The sequence below is a fragment of the Loigolactobacillus binensis genome, from assembly GCF_005405165.1.
In the GTDB taxonomy this organism is placed as follows: domain Bacteria; phylum Bacillota; class Bacilli; order Lactobacillales; family Lactobacillaceae; genus Loigolactobacillus; species Loigolactobacillus binensis.
Genome location: NZ_BJDN01000004.1, coordinates 106,198 through 132,449, shown reverse-complemented (window position 1 = coordinate 132,449; position 26,252 = coordinate 106,198). Strand labels below are relative to the sequence as shown.

Here is a 26,252-nt window from a genome sequence, read left to right as displayed (position 1 = left end):
TACCTGGACAAGCGGTCCCCAGCGCATTTATTCTTGGGTATCTTTTAACAAAATATTACCAGAAGTCGTACTTAATTCTAGCTTTGCCGGCGTATCCCCTAGATCCCGTTCAAAATCATAAACCGAATTACCCGTGTTATGACGTTCATTTAGTACTTCCACATTACTAAGTCGGGTTTTGATCGCACCAAAGCGCGTCTTACTTTTACCTGCTAATGCTAAAGCCGTTGGCACCGCAACCTTGACGCTACCGTTAACCGAGCTCGCCACTAATTTAGTCAGCGTATTTTCGGTGATCGTCGCTTTAACATCGCCATTGACCGTGGTCAATTCCGCTGATTCCACGTTACTAACAAAACGAACTTCACCATTGACCGTGTTGACCAAGGCGTCGATCAAACGACCACCGTTTACTTTAATATTACCGTTAATTCCTTCAACTTCAAGCATTGAGGCATTGACACTATTGAAAGTCAGCTGACCGTTGGTACTCTTAATAAATAAGTCGTCACCTTCAAAGCCCTCTAAAGTCACATTGCCATTCAATAACTTGATCGTTGTGTGGTCGTAGGTTCGTTCTGGTAAATAAAACGTTAAATCAGCTTGGATCCGTTTGTTTGGTACTTTAAACGTTAACGTATCGGCAGTGTTAGCTAACTCACTACGTTGTAGGAAGTTTTCCAACGGACTATCTGATTCCATTTTACCAAACAATTTCACGTGGGCGCTAACTTTAATATCGGGACTGTCCCAAGTTTTAAAATTAACATCACCATTGGCCACTTTAACGTCTAAAATCGTAGCACTGGCGGTTTCATAAATAAAGTCATGATCAAACTTAGTCGTTGCGATACCAGGGACGCGGATGTTCACTTCTTTCCAATCCACGTTTTCCATGATCGTCTGCGCAGTGTTTTTAATGAATTTACCTAACTGGGTACTAGCATCACCAACCTTTTCACCTACTTGGTTTAAAGTATCGGTGGCATTATCTTTCCAATCATCACCTAAGTTTAATTTATTAGCTAACCGTTCTTTATAGTGATCCCGTTGTGCTTTATGCAATGCGGCAAGTTGTTTTTGTAGTCCAGCCTTTTCATCATTTAAAATAGCGATCTGACTTTCTGCTTTACCGATAGCTTCCTTGGTTTGATCGCGTTCCGCTAATTTATCGGCCGATAAGGTTTCCAGGTCTTCCATGGTATCCAACACCTGTAAATGTTCTTGTTGGCCTTTTAAGTCATGTTGAGCGTCCTTTAATTGCGCTTCAACCGCCTTTAATTGGTCCTGAAGTTCATCCAGCGCCTGCGTATTATCGGTTGTTGTTTCGGCCGACTCAGTTGGCGGTGTTTTTTGTTCAGTAGTTGTCTTTTGTTCAGCTGTACTTTTATCTTGCGCTAAATTTTCTAATAACATTAACGCCTCTTCAGTTGAGATGACGCCTTGTTTGACTAAATCGAGAATTCTTTCGCGTTCATTCATGTTAATGTCCTCCTTGGGCTATAAAGCAAAGCATTATTTAAATTCAAAGTTTAAGGGCAATAACGACTTCTTTTGCCATGACTCTATTATGGCGTGCTGCGCACAAAAATGCATAGGACCTAAGTTGGATTTTCCGCTCAGCTATTTGGTGGAACTACATGACCGACTAGAGCACTGTGATCATAAATAACTTTATGGTCATGTTTTATTGATGGCATCTTTGCCTTAATTTATTCTCACTTTGTTCCAGCAATACGTCAGGATCAATATTAAATTTACTACCGCTAATTAAAACTTGCTCCAAAACATCTGCCAACTCTTCTTTTAGATTATACACTAAGGCTTCCTGTTTATTTTTTTCACCTGGATGATCACGACCAATTTCGATCGCGCGCATGGCTTGTGATAATTCACCAACTTCTTCCGTTAAAAAGTTTAAGCGAATAAACGGCGAATCATGATACCAATTATGAATTTTATAGAAACCACCTAACAATTTCTGATGACCATCAAGTTGCAAATACCTAGTCGCCAGCCTTTTTCACGCAAATTCTCCTTTCTAGTATAGTCCTTCTCCAGACTAGAACACGAGTAACATACTCCTGACCGTGCTTTCTTATCGATCAAATCAGCGATTTTTAATCCCGCTAAAAAGTAGGCCACCTTCATTTATTTTTTTGTTGTGCTCCCCATCAATTTTTATAAAAAAAGAGTATTTGCTAAATGCAAATACCCCTTTAATTCTATTGATCGACTAACGCATCCTTAACTTTGATCTTTTTATCGATCAAACCAGCATTATAGAAAACGTCAGCAATTTTTTGTTGTTCCTTCACGATTGAATTGGTGACTTTTCCCATGGAGAAGGTTCGGCGACCAACTTGCTTTTTGATCACCGTTTTTGATAGATGTAGTGACTTGCTCATCATCGTGATCAATTTATTCTGATGCTTAGTTGCCCATTGCATATCGTCCGCCAAATAACTAACTAAATATTTACTGACTGCGGTATGAGCCTTGGCATAGCTGCTGGTGGAAACCACAAAATCACGATTCTTCGACAGGCCAGTGCCATCAACTAATAATTTAGCGTTTTGCTCGACTTCCGCCGTAGCAGTGAACGGATCCCAAGTAACCCACGCGTCAACTTTACCCTTTGCAAAGGCCACGCTGGCCGCCGATTGATCCATATTAACCAACGTCACATCGTCAGTTGTTAGGCCAGCTTTTTTCAAAGCCTGGAGGATCAAAAACTGCGCGGAAGTTCCTTTAGTATAAGCGATCCGTTTTCCTTTTAGATCCTTTAAGCTGTTGATACTGGCGCCTTTTTTAACCAAAATACCAGAACCATTTTCTTTGGAGGCACCGGCAGCAACATAAACCAAATTCATTCCGCTGGCCTGCGCCGTGACTGGCGGTGTATCACCAAGTCGGGCGTAGTTGATATTACCTGATTTCAAGGCAGTGATCAGCGCCGTACCGTCAGAAAATTCCTTAAAAACAACTTTATAACCTTTTGCCTTCATTTTTTTGGCCAATTCGCCGCGTTGTTGTGAAATGTCCACTGGATCACCTTTTTGATAGCCAATGGTCACTGTCGTTAAGTTACTGTGGCTGGAGTCCGTCTGGCGATAGCCATAAAAGGCAACACCGAGCCACGCGATCAACGCAATTAATAATAAGCCTAGCTTCCAACGGTGCTTTTTCATCTAGCCACACCTGCTGTTAATAGTTGTTCCCGTAATTGCGGCCGTAAAACCTTACCGGTCATATTGCGCGGAAATTCACGGACAAATTCGACCCGCGTTGGGGATTCATATTTGGCCAAATGATCTTGTGCATAATCCAAAATTTGTTGGCGCTGGTCGGCTTCATGTAAACCGGGTGTCGTACTGATCACCACGGCAGTTACTTCTTCACCATACAGCTCATCAGGCATACCAATCACCGAAAGTTGTTCGATAAAAGCCAGTTCATTTAACACGTTTTCCACCGCTGCTGGCGCAACTTTTTCACCGCCACGACTGATAATTTCCTTGCTACGACCCTTAACAAATAAATAGCCCTCCTCATCTAGATAGCCAAGATCACCAGTCAGGAACCACCCATCTTTAAAGGAATCCGGGTTAGGATCCATATACTGCGTGATCACATGGTCGCCTTTGATGACAATTTCACCGAGCACATTAGCTTCGGTGGTGATCACGCCATCCACTAAAATACTGAGTTCGGTTCCGAAAGCTTTACCCGCTGAACCAATCTTAGGTGCATCAAAAGGATTGATCGTACATTGACTAGCGGCTTCGGTCATGCCGTAGCCTTCGATCACTAAGGTGTTGAAATTATCCTGAAAAGCGCGCAATTTATCTTCTGGTAAAGCAAAAGATGATGAGCGGACGTAACGTAAATGAATATCTTCCGCATTTTCCCGATAAACTCGATTGGCATTATCATTTAACAACAAGAACGTTATGATCGTAGGAACGACCGACACCCACGTGACGCCGTTATCTTTGACCTGCTGCCAGAACCGGCTGGCACTGAATTTCGGTGTAACCAGAATCTTTCCGCCAGCTAAGCGCGTGGATAACGTGGACATTACTTGCGCGTTGATGTGAAACATCGGCATGGTGATCATCGCTACATCAGCGGCAGTCATATGATTGCTGACAATATCATTCTGCGCTGCGTTGACCAACATGGCGTGGGTCAGCCCGACACGCTTAGGCTTGCCGGTGGTCCCAGACGTATTTAGGATCAAGCCGAGATCATCTTCTTGCGGCAAATAGGTGCTGGTAGTAAGACGGCCCGCGATTTGCTGGCGATCGACTAAAAACGGCAATTCGGCTACCGTGTGCAAATGTAGGTCATTAGCCACAAACGGAGCTCCCGCTAAAGCCACCGCTAAAGCCGGTGCAAGTAAAATTCCCGCGTAGTGCCGTGCTCGCCAATCGGCCCGTAATTCCGCGATCGGGGTTGTTGGTGAAATTGGATGAACAATGATTCCTAATTCCCAGGCTGCCTGATTGATCACTGGGAAAACAGCGGAATTAGGTAGACAGACTAGAATTTGATCACCATACCCTAACTTGTTGGCCACAAAAGCATTACGTAACTGATGAACGTCATCTTGTAGATCTAAACCAGTGAACCAAATTCCTAAGTTTTCATCTTTAATGACAGGCTGATCTAAATTATTTTTGAGTTGTTGTGATAATAGATTTGTTAGTTTGGTCATGAAGCACCATTCCTCTCTTTTTAAACAAATGCACTTGCGGGCGACCGATCATAATACCAAATGGCGGTACGCGATAACAGAACCACGCAATACCAAAGGAGATCGCGACAACCAATAGATAACCGACTGGGATCAAAATTAAAAATACCCAATCAGGAACACTGACGAAGCTTAACAACCAACTTAAAATAGTTAAGCCGATCATTTGGTCTAAATAGATGCCAAAAGATACTTTGGCACCATTCCGAACAAATTTTTCAAACCAAGGCCAAATGCCATGTTGCCGCCAGTAAGCGTAGGCCTTACCGATCCAAAAGACAAAGATGATCATCATACTGTCATAAATCAACATGTAAGGCTGATGTGGCGAAACGGCGGCCGTGTGGGATAGGCCAAGAACGCCACGGTTCCAAGCATAGTAGGCAACGGTCCCCACACCTAAAGTGATCGTCACTGTAGCGATTGCCTTAATGTGGCGTTGGATAAACGCATTGACTTCTTGATAATGTAAGGACGTATACGCACCAAAAATAAAATAAAATTGATAAGTGAAGACATTAACACCATACGCACGGAACCACCAAAGCCAATGACTATCATCAATGTGTGGCAGTCCATATTTAATGGCAAACATCAATCCTAATTGAATTAAAAAACTGATCAACAGAATTTTATTGTGGCCTTTAGTCCACCGCTTAAATAATTTAACGATGAATGGAAACAAAAGATACAATTGTAAAGTGACTAAAATATAATACATATAGAATTGATCCCCGTGGAGCAACGCATCTAGATAAGTGGACCCAAAATTAGTCCAAGAAAAACCAGGTACACTGACTAAGGTGGCCAAAGTCATTAAAACCAAATTCCATAATAAATACGGCCAACCAGAACCAGCAAAACGCTTTTTAAAAAAGCTTGGCCAATTGTCACGGTGATAATAATTTAAAGTTAAAACTAACCCCGTCATAAACATGAAGCCCATCCGGGTGAAATGGATCAGTAAATGCGTACTGAGTAAAAGCAGATGGGGCCAACCAGTTGCGTTGGTCATTTGGGCCGCAAACGTTGTAGTCGTATGGTTTAATAACACCCCGAAAATAAAGAAGATCCGCATAAAATCAACTTCATATAAGTAAGGGCGTTTCTTCTTAGCTGTTACTTGGGTATTCGTCAGTGTTGTCATCTCCCCTCAACACTAGCCGCAGTTGCCGGCGCGTGTAAAATCACGTTAAGAACTTCTTCTGCCACGGTTGCGATCGTTGCTTCATCTTGATTTTTAGCACCATCTGCTTCATAAACATTAGTTCCATTTTTAACAACCAATATCCGGTCCGCCATTCGAGCAGCTTCCGTTACATCATGTGTGATCAACAAAGTCGTTAAGTGTTGCTTGGCACAGATCGCGGCAATAAAGTCCTGCATTTTACGTCGCGTCAATGCGTCTAAGGCACCTAATGGTTCGTCTAACAACAGTAATTGTGGCTTGGCCATTAATGCTCGCGCTAACGCCAAACGTTGCTTTTGCCCACCAGATAACTGGCCGGGATAACTAGCCGCAAAATCGGCCAACCCAACTTCATTTAACATGGCCAGCGCACGTTGTTGTTCCTGTTTATCACTACTTTTAAAGGAAACATTTTCTAAATTAGTCATCCATGGTAAAAGGCGATCATTTTGAAACATGACTCGCATCGTTGTCGCTGGATCATTAAATTGAATCTGCCCGGCGGTTGGTTGTTCTAGCTGAGCGATCAAGCGAAGAATCGTACTTTTGCCACCGCCACTCATCCCGACTAAGGCCATGAACTCGCCGGGGTAAATATTAAAATTAACGTTGTGTAAGGCCACTTTAGTTCCATAATTCTTACCAACTTGCTCTAGGGTTAATAATGGTTTGATCATTGTTCAATGCGCCCCGCTTTCTGCCAGTCTAAGCAAATATTTTCCAGCGCCTTAGCCACTAAATCAGAGAATTTACCTAATAAGGCATAAATGACGATACATAATAACACGGTATCCATATTCATGAATTCTTGCGCATTAGTTGCCATATAACCAATACCAGAGCTAGAAGAAATCGTTTCGGCCACAATCAAAGTGGTCCACATCACACCTAAAGCGTAGCGAACACCCACTAAAATCGTCGGCAAAGCGCCAGGAAAAACAATTTTTGTTAACAGAGCCCGTTTGGATAATCCATACGCATGCCCCATTTCTAATAATTCTGGATCAATACTAGTAATACCGTGGAACGTATTAATGTAGATCGGGAACATCACCCCAACGGCGACCAACGAAATTTTCGCGGTCTCACCGATACCTAAGGCAATGATCACCACTGGGATCAACGATAAATGCGGAATATTGCGCAACATTTGAATCGAAGAATCGAATAGTGCTCGGGTAACTTTAGAAAGTCCGTTGACTAAACCAAGTAAGAAACCAATACTGCCGCCGATGACAAAACCGGCAGTCGCACGATAAAGACTGATACTGATATTTTTAGGTAATTCACCTGTTTGCCAAAGTGCGATCCCATCTTGAATAACGGCGAGCGGTGACGGTAATAAGCTACTGCTGATCCAATTTGCGCTGACCGCTAGCTGCCAGAAACCGACTAGCATAACGGGGATCAGCCACGGTAAAAATTTTTGCCAAGTTAAGTGTTGTCGTTTATGGGGACGCGTTGCACCAAATGCCGCTACGTTTTCCATTTTTACTCATCTCCATTGATTAATTGAAAATAAGCATAGCTGGATAAACTTAAACCCAACTTAAAAGTAATTATTTTTTTACACCAGATTTTTTAGTTCATTAAATATGAAAATCTAAGTCATAATACGTCGCACCAATCCAACTTACTTTTTTCGCCCTGTTGCCATTAAATAGTTGCCGGTCAGATCTCTAAAACTATTTTAAGGTTGGTTTGAGGTAGCCTTTGTATACTGTTTGGTATTAAAGCTAGCCGAATTTTTGGCCGACACTATTATGGAGGAATACATTATGGCAAATTATCAAACGATTGATCCTTATACTGAAGAAATCATTGCTACGTATACAACAGCAACCACCGCAACGATCAATAAGGCTTTAGCTGTCGGTAATGCTTATTACCAAACGACTCAGCAATTAGGCTTTGCTGGCGTCCAGGCTCGCACGCGCCAATTACAGCGTTTGGCCACGATTTTTGAACAGAATGCAACTCGCTTGGCCACTACGGCAACGGCTAATATGGGCAAGTTACTACGAGAAAGTCGCGCCGAAATCAATGGCAGCATCGGGGTTGCTAACTACTATGCCGATCATGGTGCTGCGGCCTTACAACCGCATATTCGCCAATATCAAGGTGTCGAGCAAGCTCAAATTAGTTACGAGCCCACCGGTATTGTACTAGCCATCGAACCGTGGAATTTCCCCTATACACAAGTTATGCGGGTTTTTGCGCCTAATTTTATTTTAGGTAACCCAGTTATTCTCAAACACGCTTCCAGTGTTGCGGATTGTGCCTTATTGTTCACTGAAATGGTTCAGGCTGCCGGGATCGAGCCTGCCGCTTTACAAAACTTATTTTTAACGGACGAACAGGCCGCCACAGTGATCGCTGATCAACGAGTCCAAGGGGTAGCCTTAACCGGCTCAACGCGTGCTGGTCGGGCAGTTGCCAGTGAGGCCGCACAAGCACTAACGAAATCAACGTTAGAGTTAGGTGGCAATGATGCTTTTATCGTGTTAGCTGATGCAGATGTACCAGCTGCCGCCGCTGCAGCAGTCGGCTCACGCCTACGCAATGCCGGCCAAGTTTGTGTATCCGCTAAGCGTTTCATCGTCCACCAAGCAGTTGCCCCTGCTTTTACGGCCGCCGTTAAAGCTGCCTTTGCCCAGCAAAAAATCGGCGATCCACGGGATGAAACGACCACATTAGCACCCTTGGCCTCGCAGACCGTTCAACAACGAATCCAAGTTCAAGTTGATTTGGCCATTGCACACGGGGCCACCGTTTTAGTCCCAGGTGGCCTCGTACCTGATCAACCCGGTTATTTTTTCAAACCAGTTTTATTAGGCGACATCACTGCCACAAACCCGATCTTTGATCAAGAACTATTTGGACCTGTGGGCCAATTACACATTGTGGCTTCTGACCAAGCGGCAATTGCACTGGCCAACCACTCACAATACGGGTTAGCAGGCACCGTTTTCGGCGCCACTAAACATGCACAAGCAATAGCCGCCCAGCTGGAAACCGGCCAAATTTTTATTAATCAGCAGGCCGTTGCGCAACCCGAATTACCATTTGGCGGCGTCAAAAACTCTGGTTACGGCCGCGAAATGAGTGAACAGGCATTATTTGAATTTGCCAACCAGAAAGTTATTGCTTACTAAAATAAGGAGCTAAAAATACGGCGAACTGAATTTTAACCGTAATAACATTAAAAAATATTAACCACAAAAATTTCAGGCTATAGTCTGGATGAGGAGGCTTTACCATGCAACGTTTGTTAGTGATCCACGGTGGCGGCCCGACCGCCGTTTTAAATAGTTCGTTATACGGCGTGATCAAGGCGGGCCAAGCACAGCATTTGCAGGTTTTAGGGGCTCGTAACGGCATCGCTGGCTTAGTGACCGCCGATTTTATTGAGCTTAGTAACCGTTCGCCACAAGAAATTGCGGCGCTATTACACTCACCTGGAAGTGCGATCGGCTCCTCACGCACACCGTTGACAGCCAAAGATTACGCCGATCTAGTCATTCAACTTGAAAAACAGGCGATTGATTATGTGTTGCTGACTGGCGGGAACGGCACGATGACTACCTGTCATCATTTAGCACAAGCTTGTCAGGCCGCTGCGACCACTATTAAAGTGATCGGCATTCCCAAAACCATCGACAACGATTTAAATGGTCTTGATCACGCGCCTGGCTTTCTCAGTGCCGCAAATTATGTTCGCCAAACAGTGCGCGAAATTGCTGCCGACGTCGTCAGCTTACCGATTCATGTTTGTATTATTGAATTAATGGGTCGCGATGCTGGTTGGTTAGCAGCGGCAGCGGCCTTAGCCGATCAGCCAGGCGGTCGGCTAGCTCCTGATCTGATTTACGTTCCCGAACGACCTTTTTCCCTGCAACAATTTCTCCAAGATGTGCAACGAATCTACGCCCAAAAACATGAAGTGATCGTTGTCGTCGCGGAAGGCCTAAAGCAGGCTTCCGGACAGCCAATCGTGCCTGCTCGTTTTCAAGCCGGCCGCGCCGTTTATTTTGGCGAAGTTGGTAGTTATCTAGCCGAACAAGTAGTAAAAGAACTAGGCATTAAAGCGCGTAGTGAAAAACCTGGTTTAGCTGGCCGCGCTAGCATCACCCAACAGAGCTTGCGCGATCGCACCGAGGCCAGTAACGCCGGCCAACGTGCCGTTGCGGCCGTTTGTGCAGGTGCAACTGATCAAATGGTCGGTATTAGTACAGCGGAACAGGCGCAATACCCCTTGATCCCACTAACGACTGTTGCCCAGCACACACGCCAATTGCCGGCCGAATTTATCAATCAAGCTGGTAATGGCGTCACCGCCGAATATATTGACTGGCTAAGTAACCGTTTGGCCGACACCCCGCTGCCAACGATCGTGAACTTTACTTAAAGTTTACTAGCTATGTATGGCTGTCCCGAACTTAATTAAGGTAGCAAAAAGGCCCGCCGCTAAATTAACTTTAACGGTGGGCCTTTTAATTCCCTGGTAAATGTAATTATCACTAAATCAAGCTTGCCCGGCCGAACCAAAAATCTGTAATTTTGCGCTGACTTCGGCTTGAACTAATTGCTGCGTCCAATTATCAACATCCGAAATAAAAACCTGGGTTGTTGTTTGTTGTAATTTCTGCTTAACCGTGTTAGCAACTGTATAAGCTAGATTAGAATAGTAATTAATTTTACAGATTCCATTGGCAATTGATCGCCGATAATCTTGATCAGCTAAACCTGAGCCGCCATGAACAACTAATGGAACACTGACCAATTGCGCAATTTGCTGTAAGCGGTCAAAACTTAAATGTGGTGTTTGCGAATAAATACCATGTACGGTGCCGTAAGCGATCGCCAGGAGATCGGTGCCGGTAGCGGCCACAAAGCGCTCAGCCGCTTGGGGATCCGTGTAGGTTTGTGCTAACTGGCGATAGTCAACCGTTGTACCACCACCTTCTCGGTTCATTGGTCCTAATTCAGCCTCCACTGATACCCCTAACGCATGTGCCACTTGAACGACTGCTTTAGTTTGGGCAATATTGGTAGCAAAATCAGTTTGCGAAGCGTCGATCATAACGGAACTAAAACCTAATTTCAAGGCTTGAATGATTACTTCATAACTGAAACCGTGATCCAAATGCACAGCGATAGGTACCTTGGCCTGCCGTGCCAAAGTCAGCATTACGGTTCCCATTAAGTCCAAGGGCACGTAATTAGTCAATTGTTTTTCACCGATCTGTAAGATTACTGGCGAACAATTGGCCTCTGCAGCCGCAACAACACCACGCGCCATCGCAATATTAGTGACATTGAAAGCACCGACCGCATATTGTCCACGTTGGGCGGACTGCGTTAATTCTTTAGTTGTTACTAAGGTCATCTGGTTCCCCTCCTAATAAGTATGGATCGGTAATTGTAAAAGTGCACCTAATTGTGCAACTGTCGCTGTGAAGTCACCATAAACCAACGCATAATGTTGTTCGTAGCCATTACGGACAATATCATCAAACACTTTTGCCACTGGGGTATCCAACCTAATACGCCCCGAAACGCCGTCAAATTGTGCCGGCGCGTCCTGGGCCGTGCCCCCTAAAGTAACTAATTCGTAAGCACCAGCCGCATTAACGTGTACCCGCAGCAAGGTCACTCGGCCAGGCTTCAAAACAAACTGCGGACTGACCAGCATTTTTCGATTCGGATGGACGCTGGTTTCAACGCCATATTTGGGATTGGCCAGCGCAAAGGGACCATAATCATGCCAAACAGAGATCGTATTGTCGCTTGGCTCAAAACTAGAAATATCACCTAAATAAACCGGCGTATCTGTTCCGGCCATTTGTTGTAAAATATACATGGCCAAAGCCCCATGAATATCACATTCCATTGCGGTCGGTAGCCCTTCATCACATAATTGTGACCACACCGCACCGGGTGCGGCGGCATATTTATCAAAGAAATCTGGCCAACAACGAGAGGCCAAGGCATTAAAGCCATCCCGCTGGCGCCATTGCCGCATTAAGGCCACAAATTTCACGTACTTAATGGTTTCTGGCAGCTCAGGATCAAGGTGTCGCATGTGTGCTTGCGCATAGGCCAATTCGCCAGCATAAGCCGTTTCTGGTAAGGCCGTGGCGTCTGCAAAGGCTGTATCCACTTCGTAATGTAGCAGTTCTGTACCAAACGTCCGTTTTAAAGCAGCTTCATTCGCGCCGGCAAATGCAAAACCAACTGGGTAAGTACCAACTACCCCAATTTTCAACTGCGCTAATTTGGCCTTTAAACTGACACTTTGACAAAAATCTTTGACCTTGTATTGCACCTTGGTTTCATCTGGATCACCGTAAATATAACTGTACGGATGGTGACGCCGCATCAAGGAATTCGCGGTACTGATCAAACCAGTGGCCCCATTTAGGCGCAGCCAGCCACCGATACTTGGCTCCCGAGAAGCGATCAGTAAAATCGGTGTTGTGGGAAAATAATCAGCGATCTGTTCAATAAACTCAGCACCAGTAAATGATGTATTATGAAAAATGATGCCATCAAAGTGTTGCTGATTAACTCGGGTCATAAAATTACCCATTTCTTCTGGCGTTCCTAAATTATGTTCCGGTACCGTCACGTGATAAGGCTGTAAAACTTTCAACATTTGCGTATAAATATTATCAGCAGCGGCGGCATCAAATAACCGCCGTTCAACGGGAATATACAATAAATTAGCCATAAATAAACACTCCTCATTTAATTAATTATTTTAGAAACCACATCTGATTCAAATAAAAGACTATCCGTCAATTGGATAGCCTTTTATTGATCGAACCATTATTCGATCGCGGCGGCAGCTTTCTTGATCATATCGGTCATAACGTAATTCTTGGCCGTTTTCAGTTTGCCGTTGTCCTTTAAAAGTCCTAACTTAATAAAGTTTTTTTGTTGCTTCGTATAATATTTAAACAATTCGCCGTTATTGATCAATTCAACTACTTGTTTCGCTGAATAAATCTTTTCCGTGCTGGTGATCTGTTTTTTCACATCACTGACACTAAGGCCCAATTGCTGAGCGATCCATTTGGCCGCATTTTTGCCACCATTTTTACGATAATTCATTGCTTGTAACATGGCTTTATCAAACTTCAGGATGGTTGCTTTATTTTTCTTAGCGTAACTTGGCGTGACGATCCATGAGCAAGTAAAAGGCATTGAACTTGTAAAATCACTATCCTTAGCTAACGTGATCGCATTGCTACCAAGTTTTTCTTTGATTTTAGTTGTTCCTGGTGCCCAAGTCGCAGCGGCATCAATTTTTCCAGAGACCATCGCATTAACGATCGAATTAACGCTCATGCTGACCACCTTAACGTCACTTTCAGTCATCCCCGCTTTTTTCAAAGCTGCATCCAAAATGACTTGGCTGGTAGTTCCCGCAACAACAGCCACTTTTTTGCCTTTTAAATCTTTGATCGACGTAATGCCAGATTTTTTATTGGCAATAATTTTGTCCGAAGTACTCAGGCCGTCAAACATCACGATTTTAGCGTTGCCTTGGGCCACTTGTGTATGCGCACCAGGCCCAATTTCACCAATATCGACACTGCCAGATTTCATGGCGGCGATGATCGAAGGACCATCAGAAAATTCAACTAATTTAACGTTCAACCCTTGGGCCTTAAAATAGCCGGCCTCCTTGGCGATCGCGACTAAACCAACACTATTAACTGAATTCATATAACCAATTTTGATCGTTTCCGTTTTACTTGCTGCCTTAGTGTTACCAGTGCCACCTAGCGTGGTCAACAACAGGGCTAATAACGATAACAGGGTCAATAGGCCCCAAAACTTTTTCTTCATGGCTGATCATCTCCTTAACTAAACTGCGGTTGCGTGATAAACTTGCGCCCAAACGTGTTTTTTTATGGCCAAAAAGTCCTCACTTAAGCGGGTTTCCTGATTACGTGGATACGGCAAATTCACCGGAACAACTTCCTTGACGGTACCCGGATGTGAATCCATGATCACGATCCGTTGCCCTAATAAAATAGCTTCATCAACATCATGGGTAATAAAGAAACAGGTTTTCTGTTCTTTTTCCCAAGTTTGCAGTAGCTCTTCTTGCAATTGTCCCCGGGTTTGTGCATCTAAGGCGCCAAAAGGCTCATCCATTAATAAAACTGCCGGATCAGCAGCATACGCTCGGGCAATGGCCACTCGTTGGCGCATCCCCCCAGATAATTCCTTCGGATAACTGCCGGCAAACTCACTTAAACCAACCATTTTAATATAACGGTCGATTCGTGCCTGTCCAGCTACGGACTTATCCTTACGCATTTTTAAACCAAAAGCGACATTTTGGCGAACCGTCAACCACGGAAACAGCGCGTATTGCTGAAAGACAACGCCCCGTTCACTACCAGTACCTTTGACCGGCTGATCATCACAAATAATTTGACCACTGGATGCGGTCTCCAAACCCGCAATAATATTTAATAAGGTTGATTTACCACAACCAGAAGGCCCGATCACCGTGACAAATTCATTTTCATCAATACTTAAATTAATATCTGCCAGCGCGGTTGTTTCACCGCGCTCAGATTGATAAGTTTTAGAAATATGCTGAATTGCTAATTTTATTTGTCCTGCCATTTGGTGACCTTCCTTTCAAAAAGACGAATGAATTTATCTAACGTAATGCCGATGATCCCGATGATAATGATATAAAGCATCATAGGTGCCACATCAAAGGTTTGGCTCAGTGATTGGATCCGCATTCCTAGACCAGCTTCGGCACCAGTAGATTCGGCGGCGATCAACGTGGTTAAAGCCGTAGTCGCACCTAAACGCACTGCCGTAATGATATAGGGTGTAGCTGCCGGAACGATCACATGAATAAAAATATCCCGATCACGAGCACCTAAAACGCGCGCAGCCTTGATCAAAGTCGGATCGATATTAACAACTCCTTGATAAATCGTGACCGTCATGACTAAGAATGTTGCAATACAGATCACAATAATCTGTGCCTTAGCCCCGATCCCTGCGGATACAACGACCAAAGGAACGTAAGCCAGCGGCGGAATACTACGAATAAATTGAATCCACGGACCAATAATATTTTCTAGTGGTTTGTACCATGCCATCAAAATGGCTGTGGGTAAGGCAAGCACAAAACCAAAGATAAAGCCCCAAGCAACGGAGAACAGGCTAGAACCAATATCGCTGAGCAAAACACCGCGGCCAACCATTGTCCCGATGGCTTGCGCCACACTGACTGGATTGGGAAAGCTTTGCGCGGTGCTGGGAATCACGGACAACAACCACCAGACACCTACCGCAACCGTAACGGATAAAGTTAACCATGCCATCTTTTTCACGCGAGGTGGTAGCTTAAATGGTTTATTCTTCTTGCTTTTATGTGCTTTAGTTGGTAGCGTTAATTCACTTTGCATAACGGTTCACTCCTCATCTATAAACAAGTTCTAACTGATAAAGTGAATTGTACTGGCATTAACTTAAATCCAACTTAAAACGACAACTTAGTCTAAAAGGTACTGAAATCCGACCTGCAAAAATGGTGGGCTAAATCTAATAAGTAGCCACTGCTAACAGTGACGATCTAAGTTATTCAATGAGTTATCAACCTTTAAGGTGGCATAATTCGAGGCAGGCCACCTTTAGCAACTACAAAACGCCGGTGAAAGCAGTAGGCAATGGCCTATTGTTCACCGACGTTTTATTTGTTAGCTATTAATTTAAAATTTACTAAAGGTACACCTTACATCTTTTCTTGATTATTTGTATTTAATTCAATCAACTTATTTGTGTTTAAATAAACGATCCACTCACAAATATTGGTAACGTAATCGCCAACACGTTCTAGATAGGTGCCCACTAATAAATAATCGGTACTGCCGATCACCGTTTGTGGATCACGTTGCATTTCAGCAATACATTTATCATAAATCGTTTGAAAAGCCGCGTTAACTTGCTGATCCTGCTGGGCAATTTTACGGGCCTGTTGATCATTTTTCTGCACATAAGCCTTCAGCACTGCTTCCACCATTTGCTTTACAATATCCGCCATATTAGCAATATCTTCTTCAATTTCAGGAACCCGGGTCTTGCCTTTGACTCGAATCGTTGACTTGGCAATACTGACGGCGTGATCGCCCATTCGTTCTAAGTCGCTACTCGCTTTCATGATCGTTACGATTCGCCGCAGATCACTAGTCACTGGCTGCTGCAAGGCGATCATTTCGAAACTGCGCTTTTCAATATCAACTTCGCGCTCATTGATGGCCTCATCATTTTGTATCACTTCTAGCGCTAGTTCCCGATCGTGATTGACAAAGGCCTTCACCGAATTGTAGACGGCTTCGTTGACTAACATCCCCATTTCGGAGAAGCGGACGTGCAAATTCTTCAGTTCTTCACTAAATATTTCGCGCATGGCGTTACCCCCTCTTTAAACTAAATTTATGATCGTCACGGCCTAAACAATATTAACCAAAACGACCGGAAATATAATCTTCACTTTCCTTATGCGCCGGTGCTGTAAAAAACTTAGCCGTCGCATTAAACTCAATTAACTGCCCATCGAGAAAAAAGGCAGTGCGATCTGATGACCGGGCAGCCTGCTGCATGTTGTGCGTGACCATAATGATCGTGTAATCATTCTTTAAATTTACCAGCATCTGTTCGATTTTACTACTGGAAATTGGATCCAATGCACTGGTCGGTTCATCTAACAAAATTACGGCTGGTTTAACCGCTAAAACACGGGCAATACAAACCCGTTGTTGCTGTCCGCCAGATAAAGACAATGCACTTTGATGAAGCACATCCTTGGTTTCCTCCCAAACTGCAGCAGCTTGCAGACTGCTTTCCACTGCCTCATCCAATACCGTTTTATTTTTCTCACCAGCTAAGCGTAACCCATAGATCACATTTTCATAAATCGAAAACGGAAAGGGATTCGGCTGTTGAAATACCATGCCGACTTCCTTGCGTAATTGGACCACGTCGGTTTCCGGTGCATAAATATCTTGTCCATGCAGCCGAATATCCCCGGTGATCCGAATATTGGGGAGCAGATCATTCATACGATTCAGTAAACGCAAATAAGTCGATTTGCCGGAACCAGAAGGCCCGATCAATGCGGTAATTTCGTGGGCCGTAAAATCAAGGTCAATCCCTTTCAAAGCTTCATGTTCCCCATAATAAAGGTGAACATCCTGACTGGTAATAATTTTTTCTGCCATCGCTGCTACTCCTTTTCTCAACCAAGCCAAACGTTATCAACCAAAATGTCCTGATACATAGTCGTCAGTAGCCTGAATGGCCGGCTGGGTAAAAATCTGGTTTGTTTCCGCATATTCCAACGCAACCCCTTGGTGAAAAAAGGCTGTATAATCACTAACGCGCGCAGCTTGCTGCATATTATGCGTCACAATAATAATCGTGTACTGTGCTTTTAATTGCGCTAAAGTATCCTCGACTACACTGGTGGAGATCGGATCCAACGCACTAGCCGGTTCATCCAATAACAGAATATCCGGCTTCAACGCGATCGCACGGGCAATACACAAGCGTTGTTGTTGGCCACCAGACAAAGCTAGCGCGCTTTTATGCAAAGTATCCTTAACTTCATTCCATAAACCGGCTTGTTGCAAGGTAGTTTCAACCAACTCATCCAAAACCTGTTTATTTTTTATTCCGTGACGTTGGGGAGCAAAAACGATATTATCATAAATCGATTTAGCAAAAGGATTGGGCCGCTGAAAAACCATGCCAATGTGTTTTCGCATTTCAAAAACATCAATATTATTTTGGTTGATATCCAGACCACGATACATAATTTTGCCGGTGACCCGCGCTGTTTGGATCTCATCATTCATTCGATTTAATGAGCGTAAATAAGTTGATTTACCTGAACCGGAAGAGCCGATAACCGCAGAAATTTTATACCGGGGAAACTGTAATGAGACGCCTTTGATCTGCTCATGAAGGCCATAAAAAACGTGAAGATCTTCAGTACTCAGTGCAATTTCTTGCTCAGCTGGAATAAAAGTTTTAATTGCCGTTTTGGTTAAATCATAGGTTTTCATGTTAAGCCCCCTTCTTACCGGAACCGGTCATTTTTTGATATAAATGCTGGCCAAACCAGCGTGCACTTAAATTAAAAACTAAGACCGCAATGATCAACACAGCGGACGCGCCGGCCGACACTGCCACCGCATCCGGCATGATCCCTTCAGAATTGATCTTCCAAATATGCACCGCCAAAGTTTCTGCAGGACGCAGCGGGTTCAACGGACTGGCAATATAGAACGGATTCCAATTGGTGAAATCTAACGCCGGCGCGCTTTGGCCAGCAGTATAGATTAACGCGGCTGCTTCGCCGAAAACACGACCGGCACCTAGAATCATGCCCGTAGTAATTCCCGGTAATGCTTCAGGAACAATGATCCGGGTAACTGTTTCCCAGCGCGACAACCCTAAGGCTAGACCCGCTTCGCGTTGCATACTAGAAATACTAGCCAAGGATTCTTCGACGTTTCTCGTTAACAACGGTAAATTAAACACCGTCAGCACCAACGCTCCAGATAAAATCGAGAAACCAAATTTGAATTGAATCACGAAAATCAAGAAACCGAATAAACCAACCACCACTGAAGGCAAGGAACTGAGAATTTCGATTGCGGTTCGAATCAATGACGTCAACCAATTCTTCTTGGCATATTCCGATAAATAAATGCCGGCACCTAAGGACAACGGCACTGAGATCACCATCGCTAACACCAATAAATAAAAGGAATTAAATAACTGAATACCGATCCCGCCGCCGGCCTCAAAAGAACGCGCTGGCGTCGTTAGGAAATGCCACGTAACGTGAGGCAAACCTTGAATCAAAATAAAGGCTAATAATGAGGCTAATACTAAAATAATGGTACCTGCGATCAAATATAAAATGACCGTTGCTACTTTATCTTGTCGCTTTACCTTCATGGCTTCAGCGCTCCTTTCCGACCGATCAAGCGGATCAGTAGATTAAAGACCAGCGACATCAACAGTAAGATCAAGGCCAACGACCACAACGCATTATTTTCAAGTGAACCCATGATCGTATTACCGATCCCCATTGTTAAAATACTTGTCAATGTGGATGCTGGCGAAACCAGATTGTGTGGCAATAAGGCAGCATTACCGATCACCATCTGAACCGCTAAAGCTTCGCCAAAGGCCCGGGCCATCCCGAAAACAATTGCCGTCAGTAACCCTGGCAAAGAACTGCGCAGCACTACTTTATAAATAGTTTGCCAGCGCGTTGCACCTAAAGCCAGTGACGCTTCCCGATAGTGCCGTGGTACAGCCCGCAAAGCATCAACACTCATAGAGGTCACGGTTGGTAGGATCATGACGAACAAGACAAAAGTTCCGGCCAGGATTCCGAAACCTGTCCCGCCAAATAAATAACGGATAACAGGCACCACCACCGTCAAACCAATGAACCCATAAACCACGGAAGGAATTCCGACTAATAGTTCCGTTACCGGCTTTAGAATCTGCATTCCCCGTCGTGGTGAAATTTCAGTCATAAAAATGGCCGCCCCAATTGCAAATGGCGTTGCCACCAATGCAGCGAAGATCGTGACCAAAAAAGAACCCACGATCATTGGAAGTGCCCCAACTTCAGGAATCCCATGGCTATCTTTAGTGCCCGGATTCCAGGCTTGTTTAGTCAAAAAATCCCATAAATTAATTTTGTCATGATAAAAAGTTGCTAACCCCCGTGACGCCACAAAGTAAAAAATAGCAGCAACAACAACGACGATCAAACTGATACAAAATAAACCAAGTAGCCGCCCGCGACGTTCTAACTTAGCTTGATGGGACTTTTTCAATAGACTTTCCCGAATTGGATCCATGTGCGCAACCTCCTTTATCTCCCATAATTAATACTAGTTTCTTGATGCGGCCTACAGACAATACGTCTGCCAAACACCTTTTTGGCCGCAAGAAGGCTGGCTTCAACTAATTAACTGGCGTCACTTTACCGTTCAGATCACGTTGGATCTGCATCCGGCTCACCGGAATATAACCTAGCTTAGGCAACATTTTTTCCTGAATTTTATTGCTAAAAATATAAGCAATAAAATCTTTAGTCAATCCTTTAGGTTGTCCTTTAGTATACATGTGCTCATAGGACCAAATTTGCCAACGATTGGTCGTCACATTTTTAACGGTAGGCGCTACGCCCGCAACGTTAACCGTGGCGATCGTTTTATCCACGTAAGAGAAGGCCATATAGCTGATCGCACCTGGTGTTGTTGCCACGATCTGGCGTACCATCCCCGTAGATTCCTGCTCTTGTGCTTGTTTTGCTGGGGCCCCGCGAAGGACCCATTTTTCAAAAGTAACCCGTGTGCCACTACCTTGTGAGCGATTAACAATGACGATTGGTAAATTGGGGCCCCCAACTTCTCGCCAATTAGTTACTTGACCGGTGAAAATTGCCTTTAATTGGGCAAAGCTTAAGTTCTTGACTTTGACTTGTTTATTGATGACCGGCGTAATGCCGACCACTGCTACCCGGTGATCAACTAATTTTTTTTCATTAATCCCGCTTTTTTCCTCAGCGTAAACATCTGAATTACCGATCGCAACGGCCCCTTCTTGAATTTGACTCAAGCCCGTTCCCGAGCCACCACCCTGCACGTTAATAAATTTACCAAAATGTTCACTACCATATTGTTCACCTGCTGCTTCCACCAAAGGTTGTAATGCAGTTGAACCAACAATAGTGATCGATTCACCATGATTGCCTGAACTTTGACACGCCGTTAACGGCAATAAACCTAGCAGTAATACGGCGATTAGTAGGATACGCTTCTTCACAGCAAAACCCCCATTATTTCAATTCCCTTTAAGCATAAAAGACTAACGTAAAATCTAATGCCTTCTTTTGTAAAAATAGTGTAAATTATCCGTCATAAAAAGCAGTGATCTTCTATATGAAACGCTTACAGTCGAATTCAAAATAAATACGCTCACTATTGTCAGGAGCTCAATCCAATAATAGCATGCGGACCTCCAAAAATTCCTCATTGATGCTTGGATTTAGGCGGAGCAAAAATAGAAAATATGCCAAAAATCAGTTTTGAATTTACATTCTAGCGTAACGGTCAGTAAAAATAATCAGCGGCCAGAACAAAAGTCCTGGCCGCTGATTATTTTTTAAGGCATTGCCTACTAAATAGATTCAATACCACTATGCTTTAATTTTTCCGGTAGGGTTACTGTAAACGTGCTGCCAACGCCTAATTGACTTTTCAAACTTATTTGTCCACCTAAAGTTGTCACTAATTCTTTAACAATGGCTAGACCTAATCCAGTTCCCCCCTGGTGATGACTGCGTGCTTTGTCCACCCGATAAAAGCGCTCAAAAATTCGCTCCTGATCATCGGCAGCGATCCCTAAACCATTATCAATAAAACTAAGCCGCCATTGCTGAGCAACTTGTTGGGCCCCAATCGTCAACTGACCACCTTGCCGATTATATGCTAGGCCGTTGATCAGTAAATTTTTAATGATCTGTTCTAATTTGCGCCGATCAGTTTGTATTAGAGCCTCCGCCGTAATTTCTACGCGAACGGTCACTTGCTTGGCAGTGATTTGCTGCTGCAACGGTGCTAATAAATTTTGGACCATTTGGGCAATATTAACCGTAGTCACCTGTATTTGCTGCTGTCGTCCCCGTGACAAGGCGATAATATCTTGAATCAATGCTGTCAAACGTTTGCTTTCCGCCGCAATGATCTCCAAAAATTCTTGCCGCGTTTCCGGTTCATCTTGGGCGCCAGCCAGTAAAGTTTCCGTAAAACCACTGATCGAAGTGACCGGCGTTTTCAACTCATGGCTAACATTGCTGACGAAATCCAGTTGCATCTGCTGAATCTGTTTAACCGGCGTAATATCGTATAACAACACGGCCACTTGATAAGTTGCGTGCGCATTCGCCGATTTCATCCAAACGGAGTTAACATCCAAATAACGCACCTGCGTCTGAACTAATTTAATCGTCGCGTGCTGATTTTTTTTATCCTGTAAGGTGTGCTTGATCAACCGACTTAAAGCAAATTGATGTACGTCGTTAAGGTAAGAATGTGGGTGCTTACTCAATTTTTGCATCAACATCGTGGCTGCAGCCGGATTGTGGGCCACCACATTCCCCGTTTCATCCAATAACAAAACGCCGATCGTCAGATGATCAATAAAACGTTCAAAATTATTCTGTTCATTTGCTGCCAACGCCATTTGTGCTTGTAATTGCTGATCAACTTGGGTCACCGCGCGCTCCAAAATAAAATAATGATCCGTCGGTTTCAACAAAACCGGCGGCGTTGCTTGTGTTGACCCAACCAACGCTAATTGTTGCTGCAAGCGTTGTAATGATCGCCGCTCCCAAAGTGTGTAACCAACAAAAATCAGCACACTTAAGCAACTCAACCCTAAAATACCTAACAATAAAAATAAGCCTTGGGGCCAAAACGGTTGCCACAAATTGCGTTGTGGCGTGTATAACACAAAAGTCCACAGCTTATGCCGGAACAAAAAAGTGGTTTGTGTCTGTCCGTTGATGCGAATCTGCTCACTTTTATTGGTAACAAGTTTACTCTGAAAATCATTCACACTATCGATCAAATCAGCATGCGGACCTGCCGCTGGAAAAATCAATTGATTACGAGCATCAAAAACCGCAAGCCGCACCTTTTGTTGCTGCGACCACTTCTGAAAGGCCGCTTGGGGCAGTTTAGTTGTTACTTGGGGCAAAACTTGGGTTTGAAATAATTGTCCTTGCTGAGCCAAACTAGTTTGCTGCACCGTAATATACCGCTGATTCAAAAAAAGAATGATCGCCACCAAGCCAGCAGTGATCACCCCAAAAAGTAATAAACTGATCCGCCTAATTCTTTTCATGCGGTTCCTCCAGCTTATAACCAAAACCACGCACCGTTACCAAGTATTGGGGCCGTTTTGGATCAAGTTCAATTTTATCGCGTAAATGACTGACCTGAATATCGACCATTCGCGTTTCACCAACATAATCATAACCCCAAACGCCGTTTAATAATTGTTCACGACTGAGTACACGTTTTTGCCGTTGCGCAAAATAAAGTAGCAGCGCATATTCTCGTGGCGTTAATTGTAGTAGCTGTCCCGACTGATAAGCCGTATACTCGGCAGGAAAAATTTGTAGCGTACCAATTTTGATCACCGTTGCTGGTGGTGTACCCGCAAGCGGCTGTAAACGTCGACTAATCGCCTTCATTCGAGCGATTACCTCCCGGGGACTGAACGGCTTCGTCATGTAATCATCGGCCCCAATTTCCAGGCCCACGATTTTATCGAATTCGGCATCCTTTGCTGTCAACATGATGATCGGGGTCGTTACCTTTTCCTGCCGCAAACGACGCGTCACTTCCACACCATCCATTTGCGGTAACATCAAATCCAACAAAATAAAATCAAACGCCGTCGTCAAAGCTAAATTCAGGGCCTTAACGCCATCGTTTGCTGTAGTGACCTGATAATGTTCTTTTTTCAAATTATAGGCCAGTAAGGTTACAATTGACGGTTCATCATCGACTACCAGTACACGCTTCATCCAACCTAACTCCTTTATTATTGCTCAGTGGCCACTTGTTGCGGGAAAGTCATAACGCCTAAATTATGGGGGGCATCGGCAAAAATCGCGGATTCAGTAATTTTAATATCGCCAGTCATCGTTTTAACGCGTAAATGACAATACGTTGGATCAGTCATCCGCGCAGCGTAAAATGAATCTTCATCGCGAACCGCCAAATTATTGCATTCCAAAATAATATCGCCGGCCACTAGGTCCATTTTAGCGGCGGGAGTAGCTGGTTGAATGCCTAACACCATAACCCCGTTAAAAGGCTCCGTGTAATGAACTGAGCCACGATTTTGGCGAGCGCCTAACCAACCACCAACGGCAACAACTGCAGCAACCACTAACACTGGCAAAAACAACGTGGGCCGCAGGTAAACAATTACTGCACTAAGCAAATAAATTAGGCCGGTCACCAGTTGCCAGCGGTTTTGCCGCTTGATCTGCATTGCTGGTAATTGTTGCCGAACCGTTAATAAAAAACCGATCAATAACGGTAATACGACTAGATGATATTGATTACCGGCCACTTGAACCGTTGACCAAGCAAATAAACCACTAGTCAACTTAGAACCTGGTACAAAAAAGGCCAACGGTACTAACGCTAGTTGTTGCGCCTGAAAATAGCCAGTTCGGCGACCGCGATTGCTTTCAGTAATCCGCGGTGACAGATTTTTAAGTGCCAGTCGTTGCCGTAACCCCACACTTGCCAGCGCACTAACGGCCAGCAGTAGAAATAAAACCGCCGCAATCACACGATTAGTTGCCGCCTGAGTTGTAAACAGTGGCACTGCTAAACGCCAACTATTTGGCAATAAAGTAATTGCCAGTAAGGTGGTCACCAGAACGATTGCCGTTGGCCAAACAAAACTAACGGTCAGTACCGCTGACACAATACCGATTATTTGGTAAAGTGTCCACCAAGCACTAGCTAACTTTAAACTTAATAAAAGCGTCACCACCGATAAAATGATCCCCAGTGGTAGGCCATAAATAAAAAACGCCTTAAATTCATTTAAATGACTATCAATGGCAATATGAAATGTCTGCCGTTCACGCTGAATACGCCGGCGGCTAACTAAATAACCGGCTAAAACTAGACACCATAACAGCGGTTGGGCCACTAAACTAATTAATAACTCGATTAACATACAGTAAAAACCTCTCAGTATAACGTTCGTAAATTAATTGCCTTACGCACGTTTATTATTTAGTTTCAGTATAGCATTCCTAATCACAAAAAAATATTCATAATCTGTTGCTAAAGAGCCAGCGCGTAATTTGGCCTTTTGAGTGCCCACTTAGATCGCCGGAGAAAGCTAGCTTAACTTGTTTCAACGCTATTATTCGGAAACATAAACAAGGGTTGCAACATAAATGACTTATGTCACAACCCTTGGTGCATAAACTTAGCGCGAATTGTCCGCCTTTAATTGTAATTGAAGATAAGCATCAATAAATGGATCTAAATCGCCATCTAAAACAGCCTGACCATTACCAGTTTCATAATTAGTTCGGTGATCTTTGATCATCGTATAGGGCTGAAAAACATAGGAACGAATTTGTGAACCCCAACCGATATCGGCCTGTTCACCCTGAATTTCGGCGCGCTGGCGTTCTTTTTCTTCTAATTCGCGTTGGTATAATTTAGCCCGCAACATATTCATCGCCGTTTGCCGGTTTTGTAACTGTGAACGCTCTGCCTGACTAGCAGCAACGATCCCCGTCGGCAAATGAGTGATCCGCACAGCCGATGAAGTTTTATTAACGTGCTGGCCACCAGCACCGCTGGCCCGATAAACATCGACCCGCAGATCATCGTTATTGATCTCTACATTGACAGTATCATCAAGCTCAGGCATCACATCAACCGAGGCAAATGAAGTATGCCGCCGGCCAGCAGCATCAAATGGTGAGATCCGGACTAACCGATGTACGCCCCGCTCGGAACGTAAATACCCATAGGCATTATGACCCTTGATCAACAAAGTGACGCTTTTGATACCGGCCTCCTCACCAGCTTGATAATCCACCGTTTCCACGGTAAATTGATGCTGTTCAGCCCAGCGCATGTACATCCGTAATAACATTTCACCCCAATCTTGGGATTCAGTGCCACCAGCACCGGGATGGATTTCTAGGATCGCATTATGACTATCATAGGGTCCATTGAGTAATAAACCTAACTCATACTGCTGCATTTGTTTTTGTAACGTTTCGATCCCGATGGCAAATTCAGCGGCAATTTGCGGATCATTTTCTTCGGCCAATAACTCAGCGGAAACAGTCAAATCATCATATTGTTGTTGCAATTGTTGAAATGAATCATATTTGGCCTTTAAGGCGTTGGTAGCATCGATCACTTTTTGTGCTTTAGCCTGATCATTCCAAAAACCCGGTTCCGCCATTTCGGCTTCGTTTTCGGCAATATTATCCTTCAACGAAGCTAGGTCAAAGTGACCCCCTAAATTGATCTAATTTAGCGGCTACCTCGGCCAAAATATGTTTACCTTCACTTAATTCCATAATGTTGCCTCCTGATTGTTGTTTAGGCGTGTTTTAAAGCGACTTTTTATTAGTATTCCTTAATAAATTTAGCCGACCATATC

24 protein-coding genes are annotated in these 26,252 nt (G+C 44.1%); 2 read left to right on the top strand and 22 right to left on the bottom strand.

The annotated features are described in order from the left end of the window. Positions 1–27: 27 nt before the first annotated feature. The 7 genes from liaX to FFM78_RS03185 form a co-directional block, all read right to left on the bottom strand. A complete protein-coding gene (gene liaX, locus FFM78_RS03215; protein ID WP_137636993.1) occupies positions 28–1,482 on the bottom strand; it encodes a daptomycin-sensing surface protein LiaX in 1,455 nt (484 codons plus the stop codon). Between the two features lie 205 nt (positions 1,483–1,687). After that, positions 1,688–2,002: a MazG nucleotide pyrophosphohydrolase domain-containing protein gene (locus tag FFM78_RS03210; protein WP_137636992.1), complete on the bottom strand. Its 315-nt coding sequence runs from the start codon at positions 2,000–2,002 to the stop codon at positions 1,688–1,690. 223 nt (positions 2,003–2,225) lie between these two features. Next, positions 2,226–3,191: an aliphatic sulfonate ABC transporter substrate-binding protein gene (locus FFM78_RS03205; RefSeq protein WP_137636991.1), complete on the bottom strand. Its 966-nt coding sequence runs from the start codon at positions 3,189–3,191 to the stop codon at positions 2,226–2,228. Further along, complete coding sequence (locus FFM78_RS03200; protein ID WP_137636990.1) at positions 3,188–4,720, bottom strand: AMP-binding protein; 1,533 nt, start codon at positions 4,718–4,720, stop codon at positions 3,188–3,190. The genes FFM78_RS03205 and FFM78_RS03200 overlap by 4 nt, the downstream gene beginning before the upstream one ends. Further along, entirely contained in the window at positions 4,677–5,906 is a 1,230-nt protein-coding gene (locus FFM78_RS03195; protein ID WP_137636989.1) for an acyltransferase, read from the bottom strand. The genes FFM78_RS03200 and FFM78_RS03195 overlap by 44 nt, the downstream gene beginning before the upstream one ends. Beyond that, positions 5,903–6,625, bottom strand: coding sequence for an ABC transporter ATP-binding protein (locus FFM78_RS03190; RefSeq protein ID WP_137636988.1), 723 nt, complete (start codon positions 6,623–6,625; stop codon positions 5,903–5,905). The genes FFM78_RS03195 and FFM78_RS03190 overlap by 4 nt, the downstream gene beginning before the upstream one ends. Next, the gene (locus FFM78_RS03185) at positions 6,622–7,437 is read right to left on the bottom strand and encodes an ABC transporter permease subunit (protein ID WP_137636987.1); all 816 of its coding nucleotides are present in this window, start codon (positions 7,435–7,437) and stop codon (positions 6,622–6,624) included. The genes FFM78_RS03190 and FFM78_RS03185 overlap by 4 nt, the downstream gene beginning before the upstream one ends. Before the next feature lie 289 nt (positions 7,438–7,726). On the opposite strand from FFM78_RS03185, the gene FFM78_RS03180 reads away from it, so the two are divergent. After that, the gene (locus tag FFM78_RS03180) at positions 7,727–9,103 is read left to right on the top strand and encodes an aldehyde dehydrogenase family protein (protein WP_137636986.1); all 1,377 of its coding nucleotides are present in this window, start codon (positions 7,727–7,729) and stop codon (positions 9,101–9,103) included. A 104-nt stretch (positions 9,104–9,207) separates the two neighbouring features. Then, entirely contained in the window at positions 9,208–10,356 is a 1,149-nt protein-coding gene (locus tag FFM78_RS03175) for a diphosphate--fructose-6-phosphate 1-phosphotransferase (protein WP_137636985.1), read from the top strand. 117 nt (positions 10,357–10,473) lie between these two features. Here the strand turns inward: FFM78_RS03175 and FFM78_RS03170 are convergent, their stop codons facing one another. The 15 genes from FFM78_RS03170 to prfB form a co-directional block, all read right to left on the bottom strand. Next, the gene (locus tag FFM78_RS03170; RefSeq protein WP_137636984.1) at positions 10,474–11,337 is read right to left on the bottom strand and encodes a class II fructose-bisphosphate aldolase; all 864 of its coding nucleotides are present in this window, start codon (positions 11,335–11,337) and stop codon (positions 10,474–10,476) included. A gap of 12 nt (positions 11,338–11,349) precedes the next feature. After that, positions 11,350–12,681 carry a hypothetical protein gene (locus tag FFM78_RS03165; RefSeq protein WP_137636983.1) on the bottom strand — a complete coding sequence of 444 codons (1,332 nt, stop codon included), beginning with the start codon at positions 12,679–12,681 and terminating at the stop codon, positions 11,350–11,352. Positions 12,682–12,779: 98 nt separating this feature from the next. Beyond that, complete coding sequence (locus FFM78_RS03160; RefSeq protein ID WP_137636982.1) at positions 12,780–13,805, bottom strand: ABC transporter substrate-binding protein; 1,026 nt, start codon at positions 13,803–13,805, stop codon at positions 12,780–12,782. A gap of 18 nt (positions 13,806–13,823) precedes the next feature. Further along, positions 13,824–14,597: an ABC transporter ATP-binding protein gene (locus FFM78_RS03155; protein ID WP_137636981.1), complete on the bottom strand. Its 774-nt coding sequence runs from the start codon at positions 14,595–14,597 to the stop codon at positions 13,824–13,826. After that, positions 14,582–15,400, bottom strand: coding sequence for an ABC transporter permease (locus tag FFM78_RS03150; protein ID WP_137636980.1), 819 nt, complete (start codon positions 15,398–15,400; stop codon positions 14,582–14,584). The genes FFM78_RS03155 and FFM78_RS03150 overlap by 16 nt, the downstream gene beginning before the upstream one ends. 326 nt (positions 15,401–15,726) lie before the next feature. Next, positions 15,727–16,401, bottom strand: coding sequence for a phosphate signaling complex protein PhoU (gene phoU / locus FFM78_RS03145; protein WP_137636979.1), 675 nt, complete (start codon positions 16,399–16,401; stop codon positions 15,727–15,729). A gap of 52 nt (positions 16,402–16,453) precedes the next feature. Then, positions 16,454–17,212 carry a phosphate ABC transporter ATP-binding protein PstB gene (pstB, locus tag FFM78_RS03140; RefSeq protein ID WP_137636978.1) on the bottom strand — a complete coding sequence of 253 codons (759 nt, stop codon included), beginning with the start codon at positions 17,210–17,212 and terminating at the stop codon, positions 16,454–16,456. Between the two features lie 36 nt (positions 17,213–17,248). Beyond that, a complete protein-coding gene (gene pstB / locus FFM78_RS03135) occupies positions 17,249–18,058 on the bottom strand; it encodes a phosphate ABC transporter ATP-binding protein PstB (RefSeq protein WP_137636977.1) in 810 nt (269 codons plus the stop codon). Position 18,059: 1 nt separating this feature from the next. Continuing rightward, positions 18,060–18,959, bottom strand: coding sequence for a phosphate ABC transporter permease PstA (gene pstA, locus FFM78_RS03130; protein ID WP_137636976.1), 900 nt, complete (start codon positions 18,957–18,959; stop codon positions 18,060–18,062). Beyond that, complete coding sequence (pstC, locus tag FFM78_RS03125; RefSeq protein WP_137636975.1) at positions 18,956–19,879, bottom strand: phosphate ABC transporter permease subunit PstC; 924 nt, start codon at positions 19,877–19,879, stop codon at positions 18,956–18,958. The genes pstA and pstC overlap by 4 nt, the downstream gene beginning before the upstream one ends. Before the next feature lie 106 nt (positions 19,880–19,985). Next, positions 19,986–20,849: a phosphate ABC transporter substrate-binding protein PstS family protein gene (locus FFM78_RS03120; RefSeq protein ID WP_137636974.1), complete on the bottom strand. Its 864-nt coding sequence runs from the start codon at positions 20,847–20,849 to the stop codon at positions 19,986–19,988. Between the two features lie 354 nt (positions 20,850–21,203). After that, positions 21,204–22,931 carry a two-component system histidine kinase PnpS gene (gene pnpS / locus FFM78_RS03115; protein ID WP_137636973.1) on the bottom strand — a complete coding sequence of 576 codons (1,728 nt, stop codon included), beginning with the start codon at positions 22,929–22,931 and terminating at the stop codon, positions 21,204–21,206. Continuing rightward, complete coding sequence (locus tag FFM78_RS03110; protein ID WP_137636972.1) at positions 22,918–23,619, bottom strand: response regulator transcription factor; 702 nt, start codon at positions 23,617–23,619, stop codon at positions 22,918–22,920. Before FFM78_RS03110 ends, pnpS begins: the two co-directional genes overlap by 14 nt. Positions 23,620–23,636: 17 nt before the next feature. Further along, positions 23,637–24,794 carry a PDZ domain-containing protein gene (locus FFM78_RS03105; protein ID WP_137636971.1) on the bottom strand — a complete coding sequence of 386 codons (1,158 nt, stop codon included), beginning with the start codon at positions 24,792–24,794 and terminating at the stop codon, positions 23,637–23,639. Positions 24,795–25,052: 258 nt separating this feature from the next. Continuing rightward, positions 25,053–26,169, bottom strand: a protein-coding gene (prfB, locus tag FFM78_RS03100; RefSeq protein ID WP_179951198.1) for a peptide chain release factor 2 whose coding sequence is annotated in 2 segments (ribosomal slippage) — positions 25,053–26,096 and positions 26,098–26,169 — 1,116 coding nt in all. Because the reading frame shifts where the segments join, the coding sequence is not laid out codon by codon here. Positions 26,170–26,252 lie beyond the last annotated feature (83 nt).